The sequence below is a fragment of the Sneathiella sedimenti genome (genome assembly GCF_017313765.1).
Classification (GTDB): domain Bacteria; phylum Pseudomonadota; class Alphaproteobacteria; order Sneathiellales; family Sneathiellaceae; genus Sneathiella; species Sneathiella sedimenti.
Genome location: NZ_JAFLNC010000001.1, coordinates 1,062,032 through 1,075,515 on the forward strand (window position 1 = coordinate 1,062,032; position 13,484 = coordinate 1,075,515).

The 13,484-nt window shown below is 53.8% G+C and carries 12 protein-coding genes, 1 tRNA gene and 1 pseudogene; 11 read left to right on the top strand and 3 right to left on the bottom strand.

Translation table 11 applies throughout. From position 1 onward, the window contains the following. Positions 1 to 47: 47 nt before the first annotated feature. Positions 48 to 800, bottom strand: coding sequence for an alpha/beta fold hydrolase (locus J0X12_RS05085; RefSeq protein ID WP_207042894.1), 753 nt, complete (start codon positions 798 to 800; stop codon positions 48 to 50). 29 nt (positions 801 to 829) lie between these two features. Between J0X12_RS05085 and J0X12_RS05090 the strand changes: the two genes are divergently transcribed. From J0X12_RS05090 to lepA, 9 genes are all read left to right on the top strand, one after another. Next, complete coding sequence (locus J0X12_RS05090; RefSeq protein ID WP_207042896.1) at positions 830 to 2,011, top strand: glycosyltransferase family 4 protein; 1,182 nt, start codon at positions 830 to 832, stop codon at positions 2,009 to 2,011. A gap of 150 nt (positions 2,012 to 2,161) precedes the next feature. Beyond that, on the top strand, positions 2,162 to 4,093 hold the full coding sequence (gene thrS / locus J0X12_RS05095) for a threonine--tRNA ligase (protein ID WP_207042897.1): 1,932 nt from the start codon (positions 2,162 to 2,164) through the stop codon (positions 4,091 to 4,093). 115 nt (positions 4,094 to 4,208) lie between these two features. Beyond that, positions 4,209 to 4,745 carry a translation initiation factor IF-3 gene (infC, locus tag J0X12_RS05100; RefSeq protein ID WP_420497048.1) on the top strand — a complete coding sequence of 179 codons (537 nt, stop codon included), beginning with the start codon at positions 4,209 to 4,211 and terminating at the stop codon, positions 4,743 to 4,745. Positions 4,746 to 5,080: 335 nt separating this feature from the next. After that, a complete protein-coding gene (gene rpmI, locus J0X12_RS05105; protein WP_161314562.1) occupies positions 5,081 to 5,278 on the top strand; it encodes a 50S ribosomal protein L35 in 198 nt (65 codons plus the stop codon). Positions 5,279 to 5,290: 12 nt separating this feature from the next. Continuing rightward, positions 5,291 to 5,653: a 50S ribosomal protein L20 gene (gene rplT, locus J0X12_RS05110; protein WP_207042899.1), complete on the top strand. Its 363-nt coding sequence runs from the start codon at positions 5,291 to 5,293 to the stop codon at positions 5,651 to 5,653. A gap of 92 nt (positions 5,654 to 5,745) precedes the next feature. Beyond that, the gene (gene pheS, locus J0X12_RS05115; protein WP_207042900.1) at positions 5,746 to 6,822 is read left to right on the top strand and encodes a phenylalanine--tRNA ligase subunit alpha; all 1,077 of its coding nucleotides are present in this window, start codon (positions 5,746 to 5,748) and stop codon (positions 6,820 to 6,822) included. Beyond that, positions 6,819 to 9,221, top strand: a complete 2,403-nt coding sequence (gene pheT / locus J0X12_RS05120; RefSeq protein ID WP_207042901.1) for a phenylalanine--tRNA ligase subunit beta — start codon at positions 6,819 to 6,821, stop codon at positions 9,219 to 9,221. The genes pheS and pheT overlap by 4 nt, the downstream gene beginning before the upstream one ends. Before the next feature lie 69 nt (positions 9,222 to 9,290). Then, positions 9,291 to 9,740: a PaaI family thioesterase gene (locus tag J0X12_RS05125; RefSeq protein ID WP_207042902.1), complete on the top strand. Its 450-nt coding sequence runs from the start codon at positions 9,291 to 9,293 to the stop codon at positions 9,738 to 9,740. Positions 9,741 to 9,804: 64 nt separating this feature from the next. After that, entirely contained in the window at positions 9,805 to 11,607 is a 1,803-nt protein-coding gene (gene lepA / locus J0X12_RS05130) for a translation elongation factor 4 (RefSeq protein WP_273543386.1), read from the top strand. Here the strand turns inward: lepA and J0X12_RS05135 are convergent. Beyond that, positions 11,604 to 11,921 (bottom strand): hypothetical protein, encoded by a 318-nt coding sequence (locus tag J0X12_RS05135; protein ID WP_207042905.1) that lies wholly within the window; start codon positions 11,919 to 11,921, stop codon positions 11,604 to 11,606. The two genes, lepA and J0X12_RS05135, sit on opposite strands and share 4 nt — an antisense overlap. Positions 11,922 to 12,115: 194 nt before the next feature. On the opposite strand from J0X12_RS05135, the gene J0X12_RS05140 reads away from it, so the two are divergent. Continuing rightward, positions 12,116 to 12,205: transfer RNA gene (locus J0X12_RS05140), tRNA-Ser, on the top strand. Between the two features lie 459 nt (positions 12,206 to 12,664). Here the strand turns inward: J0X12_RS05140 and J0X12_RS05145 are convergent. Then, positions 12,665 to 13,162, bottom strand: a complete 498-nt coding sequence (locus tag J0X12_RS05145) for a hypothetical protein (protein WP_207042906.1) — start codon at positions 13,160 to 13,162, stop codon at positions 12,665 to 12,667. A 114-nt stretch (positions 13,163 to 13,276) separates the two neighbouring features. Between J0X12_RS05145 and J0X12_RS17330 the strand changes: the two are divergent. Continuing rightward, positions 13,277 to 13,484, top strand: a pseudogene (locus J0X12_RS17330) (IS6 family transposase); the annotation flags it as partial.

Here is a 13,484-nt window from a genome sequence, read left to right on the forward strand (position 1 = left end):
GAAAAATATGACCGATTTACGGCTTTTTGCGATCAATTTCGGAAAAACTACGACATATTGCCAATTCGCTCTGTTGCCAGGATCAGGCGCGCGATGTCATCAGGCTCGGAAAGGCGATGATCCCCGCTTTTGATCAGCGAAATGGTTACATCCTCACTCACAAGGGCCTCCTGAATTTTCAGGGCGGTTTCCCAGGGCACACTGTCATCTTTCATGCCCTGCAGCAGGTGAACGGGACAAGTCACATCTATCGGGCCATCAAGTATAAAATTTCGTGGTCCGTCATCCAGCAGTTTCTTGGTAATTATATAGGGTTCGTCGGAATATTCGGAAGGCTGCTCCCAATATCCTTGCGAGTTGATCGCGTCCTTCCCCTCTTGAGGCATGTCTTTCCACATACGCGTGGTAAAATCCGGGGCTGCAGCTATGCCAACGAAGCCGGCAATGCGTTCCGGGCGAAGCAGCGCCATTCGCAGGCCAATCCATCCCCCCATGGATGACCCGACAATAATTTGCGGGCCTGCCGTACAATCATCCAGTATGGCCAAGGCATCGTCCGTCCAGCGGCTGATTGTGCCGTCCGTGAAATTGCCTGTTGATTGCCCGTGCCCAAGGTAGTCGAATCGTGTATAGCTACGGTGAAGGGCCGTCATTGCCTTTTCGAGGGCAGTCGCCTTGGTGCCTTCCATATCGGACATGAACCCAGAGCAGAAAATCACACCTGGAGAAAAGCCGGGCGTATGATGATAGGCTAGGGATTGACCGTCGGGACGGGCGAGCATACTAGGTGTGTCTATCATAGTCATTTTGTGAGTAGTATAAGCCGTTGATGAACGAAATTGAATTAGAGCATAGCACTCCTTCCCCTGAGGGCGAAAGACGTCATCCGACAGTTTTGCAAATCTTGCCGGGCTTGAATGGCGGCGGTGTAGAGCGCGGCACGATTGAAATGGCGTCAGCGTTGAAGGAAAGCGGGGGGATGCCGATCGTTGTTTCTTCCGGCGGCATCATGACCCAGGAGCTTAAACGGATAGGCGTTCGCCATATCACTCTGCCGGTGGATTCCAAGAATCCCTTTGTAATGCGACGGAATGTCGTACGACTTGCGGCGATCGTTCGCGAATTCAATGTTGATATCCTGCATGCGCGCAGCCGGGCACCTGCTTGGAGTGCCTATTTCGCAGCCAGAAAGACTGGCGCGCATTTCCTCACGACTTTTCACGCGGCTTATACTCGCGGCGGATTTTTCAAGAATGCCTACAACTCGATCATGACCAAGGGGGAACGGGTGATCGCGATTTCGGATTTTATCGCTGATCATATTTTGAAGAATTATGATATTGCGCCCGAAAAGGTCGTCACTATCCCGCGCGGTGTAGACTGCCGCAAATTCAATCCTGCCGCCATCCATGCGGAACGTATCATTGATATGGCACGGAGCTGGGACCTGCCCGATGGCGTGCCCGTCATCATGCTGCCCGGACGCCTCACGCGATTAAAGGGTCACACAACCTTCATCAACGCGCTGGCGCAGATAAAGGATCGGGATTTTCTGGCTCTACTTGTCGGCAGTACGGAAGGCCGGGAGGCCTATTGCAATGAGCTTAATTCCCTCGTGAAATCTCACGGCCTTGAAGGCAGGGTTCAGATCAAGGGGCATTGCGAAGATATGGCGGTGGCGCTGATGCTCTCTGATGTTGTGGTCTCCGCAACGACAGTACCTGAAGGTTTCGGCCGTATCGCGGTAGAGGCACAGGCGATGGGTCGCCCGGTCATTGCAACGGCTCATGGTGGGTCCATGGAGACGATTATCGACGGCGAGACAGGTTGGCTTATCCCAGTGGGGGATGTTGATGCAATGGCGGCGGCGCTGGCCGCGGCAATTGATCTTTCCTCTGAAGAGCGGGAAGCGGTCGCAATTCAGGCGCGCGAGCATGTCATGACCCACTTTGCCGTGGAGCATATGTGCAATGCGACAATTGCGCTCTACAACGACATTCTAGGCCGCTAGATCGTTATTAAATACAACGCGCATCACGCTAAATCGTCGCCATCTGCGTCTATCGCTTGACATGACCCTCCAGTTTTCTACATTCCCCGCATGATTGCGGATCCAGGACAGGGTGTTGTTCGGGAGCGGTCATGGAATGGATGGTACTCAATGGTAAACGGACAAGTAGAAATTTTGCTCCCCGATGGGAGTAAGCGGGTTTTCGATAAGCCGGTTTCAGGCGCGGAGTTGGCGCAGGATATCGGCCCGGGCCTCGCAAAGGCGGCCCTCGCCCTACGAATAAACGGCGAGATGAAGGACCTGAAAACGGTCCTGGATCAGGACACGGCGATAGAAATTGTCACGTCGCGCGATGAGGATGAGAGCGTCCTTGAACTTCTGCGTCATGACGCCGCCCATGTAATGGCGGAAGCCGTGAAAGAGCTTTATCCCGAAACCCAGGTGACGATCGGGCCGGCCATTGAGAATGGATTTTACTACGATTTCGCTCGCAAGGAGCCATTTACACCTGACGATCTTGCAAAGATCGAAAAGCGGATGCACGAGATCGTTGATCGGGACGAAGAGATTATCCGCGAGGAATGGTCCCGCAGCGAAGCTGTTGAATTTTTCAAAAACAGGGGCGAACATTACAAGGCGGACATTATCCACGCGATTCCCGAAGACCAGCCGATCGGCATTTACCGTCAGGGCGATTTCCAGGACTTGTGCCGGGGGCCTCACCTGCCCTCGACAAAGAAGCTCGGCCATGCCTTTAAGCTAATGAAGCTGGCAGGCGCCTACTGGCGTGGCGATTCACGAAATGAAATGCTGCAACGAATCTACGGCACCGCCTGGCGCAATGAAAAGGAACTCAAAGCCTACCTCCATCGGCTGGAGGAGGCGGAGCGACGCGATCATCGCAAGCTCGGCCGTGAAATGGATCTCTTCCATTTGCAGGAAGAGGCCGTTGGCATGGTTTTCTGGCATGAGAAAGGCTGGACCCTTTATCGGACCCTGGAACATTATCTTCGCCATAAACTGGAAAACGCAGACTACAAGGAAGTGAAAACTCCTCAGCTTGTTGATCGCAAGCTATGGGAGGCGTCGGGCCATTGGGAAAAATTCGGCGAGCATATGTACACCACCGAATCGGAAGAGCGGACTTTTGCGCTCAAGCCAATGAATTGTCCGTGCCATGTACAGATTTTTAATCAGGGCATCACCAGCTATCGTGATTTGCCGCTCCGGATGGCAGAGTTTGGTTCCTGCCACCGTTATGAGCCGTCCGGCGCTTTGCATGGCATCATGCGAGTAAGGGGATTTACCCAGGACGATGCGCATATCTTCTGTACCGAAGATCAGATCATGTCGGAAACCGAGGTTTTCTGCGAACTGCTCCTGGAGGTATACAAGGACTTCGGCTTTACTGAAGTGAAGGTCAAATTCTCCGACCGTCCGGATGTGCGCGCGGGGGAAGATGCGATCTGGGACAAGGCGGAAGGAGCCCTTCGGGAAGCGATCGAGGCGACCAATATTGCCTATACCATGAATCCTGGCGAAGGCGCGTTCTACGGTCCCAAGCTGGAATTTGTGCTGACTGATGCCATTGGCCGCGACTGGCAATGTGGGACGCTGCAAGTTGATTTCGTGTTGCCGGAACGGCTCAATGCCAACTATATCGGTGAGGACGGGGCAAAACACCGCCCGGTGATGCTGCATCGGGCCATATTTGGCTCCATGGAGAGATTTATCGGCATCCTGATTGAGGAATATGCGGGTCGCTTCCCGCTCTGGCTCGCGCCGGAACAGGTCGTGGTTGCCACCATCACCGATGAAGCCGATGAGTACGCCCGCGAAGTGCTCGCGGCCCTCAAGGCGAAGGGGATTCGTGCGAGCCTTGATTTGCGCAATGAGAAAATTAATTATAAGGTTCGAGAACACAGTCTTGCGAAGGTGCCTGCTTTGCTGGTCGCCGGAAAACGCGAAGCGGAGGAAAAGACGATCTCCGTTCGCCGACTGGGGGAAAAGCATCAGAAAGTGCTGACACTTGACGATGCTATTGCCGCGCTTGTAGAGGAAGCAAGGGTGCCCGGACAATGATTTGTCCCGGACAGTGAAACTAGCTGTGGCAATAAAGCATTAAAAAATATAATATATCGTGCCTAAACCCTTCTTGGCGGAGGGGAATTGGATCAATCATTCAAGGAGAAAGTAAATAGCTCGACCACAAAGAAATACGATGCCCACGAAGGATGGGCCGCGTACAAACGAAGATATCAATGTCGCCAGCGTTCGATTAATCAATGACGAGGGTGACAATATTGGCCTGGTGAGCATTCAGGCCGCGTTTGGTTTGGCAGATGAAGCCGGTCTGGATCTGGTGGAGGTTTCCCCTGGTGAAACGCCGGTTTGCAAGCTTATGGATTTCGGGCGTGCCCGGTTCGAGGCTCAGAAAAAAGCCGCCAAGGCCCGCAAGAAACAGAAAACCTTTGAAATTAAAGAAATCAAGATGCGTCCGAATATCGATCAGCATGACTATGAAGTCAAAATGCGGGCGGTTAACAAGTTTTTGGACGCAGGCGACAAGGTAAAGGTCACCATGCGCTTTCGTGGCCGGGAAATGGCCCATCAGGAACTCGGCATGAAACTGCTGCATAAAGTTCGTGATGAGACGGAAGAGTTGGCGAAAGTTGAGCAGCATCCGAAAATGGAAGGCCGTCAGATGACGATGGTTATTGCTCCGGTCAAGTGAGTCCGGCAACCGGACGGTGAAGTAATATTGAAAAGCCTGCAATCCTTCGCTGGAAGTTGCAGGCTTTTATTTTTCCAGGTCTTGTTGTCTAACTTCCTGTAGTCAAACCTAAAATCCCAGCTGTTTGGCAGTTTATCCGCGGCGTAAATGGATGGCTCGAATATAGGAGTGGCGGGGGTTAAGAGTATTTATTGCAGGGCGGTAAATAAAGCCGTGTAAAGGGCTTGAATTTGCCGGAAAGCAAAGGTATAACCCTCGCTTCGCTGAGCATTCCGGCCAATTGGGGCTGCCGAGTTTGCTCAATCGCTTCAACGGTTATTTTAGAGGAAGCCAAAATGCCCAAGTTAAAAACAAAGAGCAGCGTGAAAAAGCGTTTCTCTCTCACGGCGTCCGGGAAGGTTCGCGCCAACCAGGCTAACAAGCAGCATGGTATGATCAAGCGAACCAACAAGCAGATCCGCAATCAGCGTGGTACGACCATTCTTGCAGATCAGGATGCCCGCATCGTCAAAAAATTCATGCCTTACGGCTAAGGAGAGAGATCCATGGCACGTGTAAAACGCGGCGTCACAACGCACGCCCGCCACAGAAAAGTTATCAAGGCAGCCAAGGGTTACTACGGCCGCCGCAAGAATACCTTCCGCGCAGCAGTACAGGCAGTTGAAAAAGCCGGCCAGTACGCTTACCGCGATCGCCGGACCAAAAAGCGGAATTTCCGTGGCCTTTGGATCCAGCGCATTAACGCAGCTTCGCGTGAGCTGGGCATGACCTACGGAAACTTTATGCACGGCCTCAAGCTGGCCGGCATCGAAGTGGACCGCAAGGTTCTTGCTGATATTGCCGTACGCGAGCCTGAGGCCTTCAAGGCATTGGTTGATGCAGCACAACAGGCTGCCGCCAAAGCCTGATAATCCGGGCCCTCGAAAACCTAGACATTTTCGTAGACCACTTTATTAAAAGGGGGCCCATTTTGTGGCCCCCTTTTTATTTGCGAGTTGTGATGCAGGATATTGAAAAGCTTGAACAGGATTTGCTAGCGCAGATCGGCGAAGTGAGTGACCTGGACGCGCTGGAGTCGCTTCGGATTTCCGCGCTCGGCAAGAAAGGCAGTGTCAGCCTGATGATGCGCGGTCTGGGCCAGATGGACCCGGCGGAGCGCCAGACAGTTGCGCCGAAGCTCAACAAGTTGAAAAACACCGTTGGTGAAGCAATTGAACGTGCAAAGGCAGCGCTTCATGCGGCGGCGCTGGATGCAAAGCTTGCAGAAGAACGGATTGATATCACCTTGCCGGTGCGGCATGAGACGACCGGCCGGATACATCCGATAAGCCAGGTGATGGATGAAATTACGGAAATTTTTGCCGGTATGGGCTTCGATGTCGCGGAAGGTCCCGACATCGAAAATGATTTCAATAACTTTACGGCGCTGAATATTCCCCCGGAACACCCGGCCCGGCAAATGCATGATACCTTCTATCTTCCGGAAAAGGAGGATGGCTCGAGACAACTCCTCAGGACCCATACGTCAACGGTACAGATTCGCACGATGCAGTCGAAGAAACCACCGCATCGCATTGTTGTGCCCGGGCGGACCTTCCGGAGTGATTCCGACCAGACCCATACCCCTATGTTCCACCAGATTGAGGGGCTGGTCATCGACAAGACGAGCCATATGGGACATCTGAAAGGCGTGCTGGCGGAATTCTGCAAGGCGTTTTTCGAACTTGATGAAGTCACCATGCGTTTCCGCCCTTCCTATTTCCCATTTACAGAACCATCGGCGGAGATGGATATCCGCTGTACCTTCGCAGGAGACCACGTGAAGGTCGGCGAGGGCGACGACTGGCTGGAGATTCTTGGCTGCGGCATGGTCAATCCGCGGGTTCTGGAGCATTGTGGTCTTGACCCGACTGAGTATCAGGGGTTTGCCTGGGGCATGGGCATTGACCGGATTGCCATGCTGAAATATGGCATTCCGGACTTGCGCGCCTTCTTTGACTCAGATTTACGCTGGCTTAAACATTATGGATTTGTCCCGCTGGATGTCCCGACACTGGGCGGAGGGTTGTCACGATGAAATTCACGGTATCCTGGCTGAAAGAACATCTTGAGTTTGACGCCTCGCTTGACGAGCTGTCAGATAAACTCACTTCGATCGGTCTCGAAGTTGAAGACATACTCGATCACTCGAAAAAGCTGGACGCCTTTCGTGTTGCTCACGTGATCGAAGCAGTGCCGCATCCGGATGCGGACCGGCTGCGTGTCTGCAAGGTCGATACGGGCAAGGAAGTGGTGCAGGTCGTCTGTGGTGCGCCGAATGCGCGGACCGGTATGAAGGGCGTCTTTGCCCCATCTGGCGCATATGTGCCGGGCACGGACCTGCTGTTGAAGCCGACAAAAATTCGCGGTGTCGAAAGTAACGGCATGCTGGTCTCCGAAAGGGAGATGGGGATCTCGGACGAGCATGACGGTATTATCGAGATGCCAGAGGATGCGGAGATCGGGGCTTCCTTCGTTCATCTCGCCGGGCTCGATGACCCGATGATCGAGATTGCGATCACCCCCAATCACCAGGATGCCCTCGGTGTCTATGGTATTGCACGCGACCTGGCGGCAAGTGGGTTCGGCAAACTGAAACCACTCAATACCACCGCTATTGCCGGAGCATTTGAAAGCCCGATTTCGGTTCGCCTGAATTTCACCGATGTTGACCCGATGCCCTGCTCGAAATTCGCCGGGCGCTATATACGCGGCGTCAAGAACGGACCAAGCCCGAAATGGCTGCAGAAAAAGCTGCTCGCCATCGGATTGCGGCCTATTTCTGCGCTAGTCGATATCACAAACCTGGTCACATTTGACCTTGCCCGCCCGCTCCATGTGTTCGATGCGGACAAGATCAATGGCGATATTCAGGCCCGTCTTGCAAAGGACGGGGAAACGCTGCTGGCGCTTGATGGCGAGGAATACAAGCTTGATAGCGACGCTTGTGTCATTGCGGATGATACACATGCGCTTGGTCTTGGCGGTATTATGGGCGGTGAGTTGAGCGGTTGCTCTGAAGATACGGTCAATGTCTTCATCGAGACGGCTCTATTCGATCCGGTGCGGATTGCGACGACCGGGCGCAAACTCGGGATTGAATCGGATGCCCGTTATCGTTTTGAGCGGGGAGTAGATCCGGCCTTTGTAGAGCCGGCTGTTGAAATTGCGACGCGCCTAATCCTTGATTTGTGCGGCGGGGAGCCGAGTGAGGTTGTGATCGCCGGGGAAGGGCCGAACTGGTACAAAACGGTTGAGCTTCGCAAATCCCGTGTCAAGGAACTCGGCGGTATTGACGTTCCCGTGCAAGAAATGGTGACGATTCTCGATAGGCTCGGGTTTGCCCCTCAAGAGGCCGGTGAGGTGCTCCGGACCACAGTGCCGTCTTGGCGGATGGATGTGGCCGGTGAAGCGGACCTGGTCGAAGAGGTGCTCCGAATTTATGGATATGATAATATCGAACCAGTGCCGCTGCCGATTGAGAATGTCGTCGCAAAACCAGCTGTGAACGCAAAGCAGCGCCGGGTCCGGATCGCGAAAAGAGCGCTTGCAGTTCGTAGCATGATGGAGGCCGTGACCTGGTCCTTCCTGCCGCGCGCCCATGCGGACCTGTTTGGCGGCGTGCCGGATGACATCGTTCTCGTCAATCCGATCAGCGCGGATCTTGATGCGATGCGTCCGTCATTGCTACCGAACCTGATCGCTGCGGCAGGACGAAACCATGCACGCGGATTTACCGATATTTCCCTTTTCGAGGTAGGTTCCGAGTATCATTCCGACCAGCCCGAAGGGCAGGTCATGGTGGCTGGCGGCATTCGCGGAGGGCAAACGTCTTCGCGGCATTGGGCCGGAGGTGGTCGCAAGTTTGACGCTTATGATGCGAAGGCGGATGTTCTTGTGTTGCTGGAGGCCGTGGGAGGCCCGGCCAGTTCTGTTCAAGTCGTGACAGGAGCGCCGGAATGGTATCACCCCGGCCGGTCCGGTGTGATGCAGCTTGGTCCTAAAAACCGGCTTGCCGCTTTCGGGGAAATTCATCCCCGCGTGCTGGAAGCGATGAAAGTGAAGGGGCCAATCGTCGGTTTCGAGATTTACCTCGATAACATACCGCTTCCCAAGACGAAAGAAACAGCGCGTCCGCCTCTGGTCGTTTCCGACTATCAGTTTGTTGAGCGTGATTTCGCGTTTGAAGTGGATGTTGAAATACCCGCTGAGACGATTATCCGCGCAGCACGCGGGAGTGACAAGAAACTGATAACGGATGTGTCCGTCTTCGATATTTACCAAGGGGAGAAGATCACCGCGGGCAAGAAGTCCGTCGCCTTTTCTGTCCGCTTGCAGCCGACAGATCGGACTTTGACCGAAGAAGAGATTGATGCGGTGGCCGCAAAGGTCATCGGCAACATCGAGAAAGCGACGGGCGGTAGCTTACGACAATAAGTGACGGAAATCTCGGCTAGAAAGGGGAGCATCAGATGCTCCCCTTGTTCTGTTTCTGGAGAAGTTAAAATGACAGTAAATGTACCGGAAGGATTTAAGAAATTTGAGGGGCATGTCGGCTTTGTCGAATTAACAGGACCGCTGTGGATAAACAGGACGGATGATGGTGCCTATCTTGGCCTCAGGGTTGAAGATAAACATTGCAATATTGGCGGCATTTGCCATGGTGGTGTGCTGATGTATCTTGCCGATATGCAACTTGGCGTCGGGGCGCAGGCGGCGTCAGAGGTTCGGAAGTTTCTTCCGACGGTCCAGATGTCATGCGATTTTGTATCTCCGGTGTCAAATGGCGCGTGGCTGGAAGGGCGTACGCAGCTTATTAAACAGACCCGAAACCTGATGTTTGCAACCTGTATCCTGACAGCAGACGGCAAAAACGCGTTCAGCGGTTCGGGGATCATGAAAATTCCGTCGGATAAGGGTAGTTATTCTGACGTCGCACTCCCGCAGCAAAGATAGCAATTGAATTTACCGGCAAACCTGCTAGTTGGATGAGCAGATTTCCGCAATGAAAAGTGTTTCAATGACCGAACTCGATAAAATCCGCAACTTTTCGATTATCGCCCATATCGACCATGGGAAGTCGACGCTGGCTGATCGCCTGATCCAGATGTGTGGTGGTTTGGATGACCGCGAAATGCATCAGCAGGTGCTGGACAGCATGGATATCGAGCGCGAGCGCGGGATCACGATCAAGGCCCAGACAGTCCGATTGCTCTATACCGCGAAGGACGGGGAAACCTATACTTTAAACCTGATTGATACGCCTGGTCATGTGGACTTTGCCTATGAGGTGAACCGCTCTCTTTCCGCCTGCGAAGGGTCGGTGCTTGTTGTCGACGCCAGTCAGGGTGTGGAAGCCCAGACGCTTGCCAATGTCTATCAGGCGATCGAGGTGAATCACGAGATTGTTCCTGTTCTGAACAAGGTCGACTTGCCGGCGGCCGACGTGGATCGCGTTGTGGAGCAGATTGAAGAAGTTATCGGCATCAACGCCAGCGGCGCAATCCCGATTTCTGCAAAAACCGGCAAGGGCGTGGATGAAGTACTGGAGGCGGTGGTCGCCCATATTCCACCCCCGAAGGGAGATCGCAACGCCCCGTTGCGCGGCCTTCTCATTGATAGCTGGTATGATGCCTATCTCGGTGTTGTGGTTCTGTTCCGGGTGCGTGAAGGCGTTATCAAGAAGGGGCAGAAGATCCGCATGATGGAGACGGGGGCAAGCTATCTTGTCGATCGTGTCGGTGTGTTCACACCAAAAGGACTGATCGTCGACGAACTTGGCCCCGGTGAAATCGGCTTCATGACCGCCGCGATCAAGGAAGTTGCGGACACGAAAGTCGGAGATACCATCACAGACGATCGTAAGCCAGCAACGGAACCGCTTCCTGGGTTCAAGCCAAACCAGCCGGTTGTTTTCTGCGGTCTCTTTCCAATTGATGCCGCCGATTTTACAGAATTGAAGTCGAGCCTTGGCAAGCTGCGCCTGAATGATGCAAGCTTCTCTTTCGAAGCGGAGACTTCCGCCGCGCTGGGATTTGGATTCCGCTGCGGTTTTCTCGGTCTCCTGCATCTTGAGATTGTTCAGGAACGGCTGGAGCGGGAATTTGATCTTGATCTGATCACCACAGCGCCTTCGGTTGTCTATCATCTCCATATGCGTAACGGTAATATGGTTGAAATGCATAACCCGGCTGATATGCCGGATGTGATGCAGATTGACCGCATTGAAGAGCCCTGGATCAAGGCGACGATCATGGTGCCGGATGAATATCTCGGTCAGGTCCTGAAACTCTGCGAGGATAAGCGCGGGGTGCAGGCGGACCTGACCTACGCCGGGTCTCGGGCGATGGTTGTATATAAACTGCCACTTAACGAAGTCGTGTTTGATTTCTATGACCGTCTCAAATCGGTGACGCGCGGCTATGCCAGCTTTGACTATGAAATGGACAGCTATATCGAGAGTGACCTCGTCAAGCTTTCCATTCTTGTTAATTCCGAACCCGTCGATGCGCTGGCCATGATTGTTCATCGTGATCAGGCGGAAGCCCGCGGGCGTCAGCTGTGTGAGCGGTTGAAAGACCTCATCCCGCGTCAGCTGTTTAAGATCGCGCTGCAGGCGGCCATCGGCGGCAAGGTCGTGGCGCGCGAAACAATCTCTGCGCTTCGAAAAGACGTGACGGCTAAATGTTACGGTGGTGATATCACCCGCAAGAAAAAACTTCTGGAAAAGCAGAAGAAGGGCAAGAAGCGGATGCGGTCCGTTGGCAATGTGGATATCCCGCAGGAAGCCTTTCTGGCCGCGCTTAAAATGGGTGACGACTAGGAGGAGAGGCCGCGTCCCTCTGGCTTGCGCCTTTTGCGGAAAAGGAGAAGCAGTAGCAGGCCGGGTGCCAGAAATACCAGGCAGGCTGGCCAGAGCAAGAGGCTGAGAATGACCGGATCCCAAAGTGTCGGCCATATATAGCGCTGGACAATAGCCTGGGTCAGGTTCAGCCCCTCGGGATTGATCGTGAACCAGAGCTCTCCGAGCAGGATGGAATGCCAGGTCTGGCTATCCAGATACTGCAGAAAATCATGGCCCAGCACCAGAAAAGCGCCGCCCGTCAGGATCCAGCCGAGAATACGTCCAATGATCACGTTATCGCCTACTCCGTTGCTTGACTGGGCCATGTTACGGATAAAGCGCGGCGAGTTCAAAGTTTCTCTCGGCTCTTCACCAGAAAGTCATTGGGGCGTAATTTAATTGGCGCGAATGCGGTTTGCACCCTTGCATTCTCGCGACTCTCAAGTATATTCGCCGCGCGCCTTCGATTGTACAGGGCGCACCCTGCGGAGGGGTGGCCGAGTGGCTGAAGGCGCACGCCTGGAAAGTGTGTATACGGGGAACCGTATCGGGGGTTCGAATCCCCCTCCCTCCGCCACCCACCCCTGACAATCTGTCTCTCTTTCTATCTGGCTGCGCAACCGCCCGTAACAGGGCGCTTATTCGCGGCCAATCTCAATCCTGGCATCGTCTCCGGACCGTCAGATGGCGGTTCCTCAGGGGCAAATTGCTGGCCAGTCTTCGGCGGTCTGATGGTAGGGTGAGTTTTACTCGAACAGAGTGTTAACAGGGAATTTTTTATAAAAACACCTGTTAACAGGGTAAATTCTCTACTGGCTCACGGGAAAGAAAATATTTTATGACGTAAAAATAATGCCTTACGGGTCAGTTTTACCACTTTCCTGTTATTCGTCATAACAGGGTGATTTAACGAGATAACAGGGCCTGTTATTGCGATTAACAGGGCGTTTTAAGCCTGTTAACAGGTGATGTAAGGAAATCTCTTTTGCGGCTTAATCTGATTTCAACCCGCTGTTTCGATCCCGTATTTACGCCGCTAGTCGGACCACATCAGCGGAATCTCGTCCTTCATCAGAAGCGCCAGGGTCAGAGGGTCCGGCTGACGCCCGTTCAGAATGATGTGCTGGATATCAGGAGCCAGAAAGGCGAGCCGGACAAGATTGCGCCGCCAGGGAGAGGTAGGCGCCGATTGCAGGACTGGTCTATTCTTTGGCCCGCGCTCCAGCATCGCCTGAGCGCTGCGCAAGGCCCGGATCAGGGAGGGATCCGGTTGCGGTGTGTTTCTGTCGCCAGCGAGGATGTCGGTCTTTCCGCCGCGCGTCTGCATTCGCCAGGGCAGGGTCAGCCGCATCTGGCCCGGTTCCGCCAGATCGGGCGCTGCCTTTTCCCCAGCATGATGGCTTTCCCTGATCTTGCCAACAAGCTTGAGTGGCAAAAACACATCGACATGCTTTGCATGAATCTCGATACGATTTATAAGATCGAGTGTCCCCTCCTGCGAGTTTGGGAGAAGACGGGTCAGTGTGTTAATCAATCGTCCTTCAAGCGCTGTCGCAGAAACACGTCGCGGCGCAGTATTTCCCTGCTCTCGGCACTGTCAGAAGAAAAATTGGTTGATGGGCATTTGCTCGTCGACTAGCGTCCGGGTATGACAAAACAGAACTCGTTTCGCTATTTCAAAACCTCACCCGAGATCATCCGCCTTGCGGTGAAGATGTATGTCAGGTTTCCCCTTTCACTCCGCAATGTTGAAGACCTTCTTCATGAACGAGGCATCGACATTTGTCATGAAACGGTCCGCTATCGGTGGAATAGATTTGGCCCCCTGTTTGCGCGCGAGATCCGAAAGAAGCGAC

Coding starts and splice junctions, on each gene's coding strand:
- J0X12_RS05085 (WP_207042894.1), bottom strand. CDS start 800: ATGATAGACACACCTAGTATGCTCGCCCGTCCCGACGGTCAATCCCTA.
- J0X12_RS05090 (WP_207042896.1), top strand. CDS start 830: ATGAACGAAATTGAATTAGAGCATAGCACTCCTTCCCCTGAGGGCGAA.
- thrS (WP_207042897.1), top strand. CDS start 2,162: ATGGTAAACGGACAAGTAGAAATTTTGCTCCCCGATGGGAGTAAGCGG.
- rpmI (WP_161314562.1), top strand. CDS start 5,081: ATGCCCAAGTTAAAAACAAAGAGCAGCGTGAAAAAGCGTTTCTCTCTC.
- rplT (WP_207042899.1), top strand. CDS start 5,291: ATGGCACGTGTAAAACGCGGCGTCACAACGCACGCCCGCCACAGAAAA.
- pheS (WP_207042900.1), top strand. CDS start 5,746: ATGCAGGATATTGAAAAGCTTGAACAGGATTTGCTAGCGCAGATCGGC.
- pheT (WP_207042901.1), top strand. CDS start 6,819: ATGAAATTCACGGTATCCTGGCTGAAAGAACATCTTGAGTTTGACGCC.
- J0X12_RS05125 (WP_207042902.1), top strand. CDS start 9,291: ATGACAGTAAATGTACCGGAAGGATTTAAGAAATTTGAGGGGCATGTC.
- lepA (WP_273543386.1), top strand. CDS start 9,805: ATGACCGAACTCGATAAAATCCGCAACTTTTCGATTATCGCCCATATC.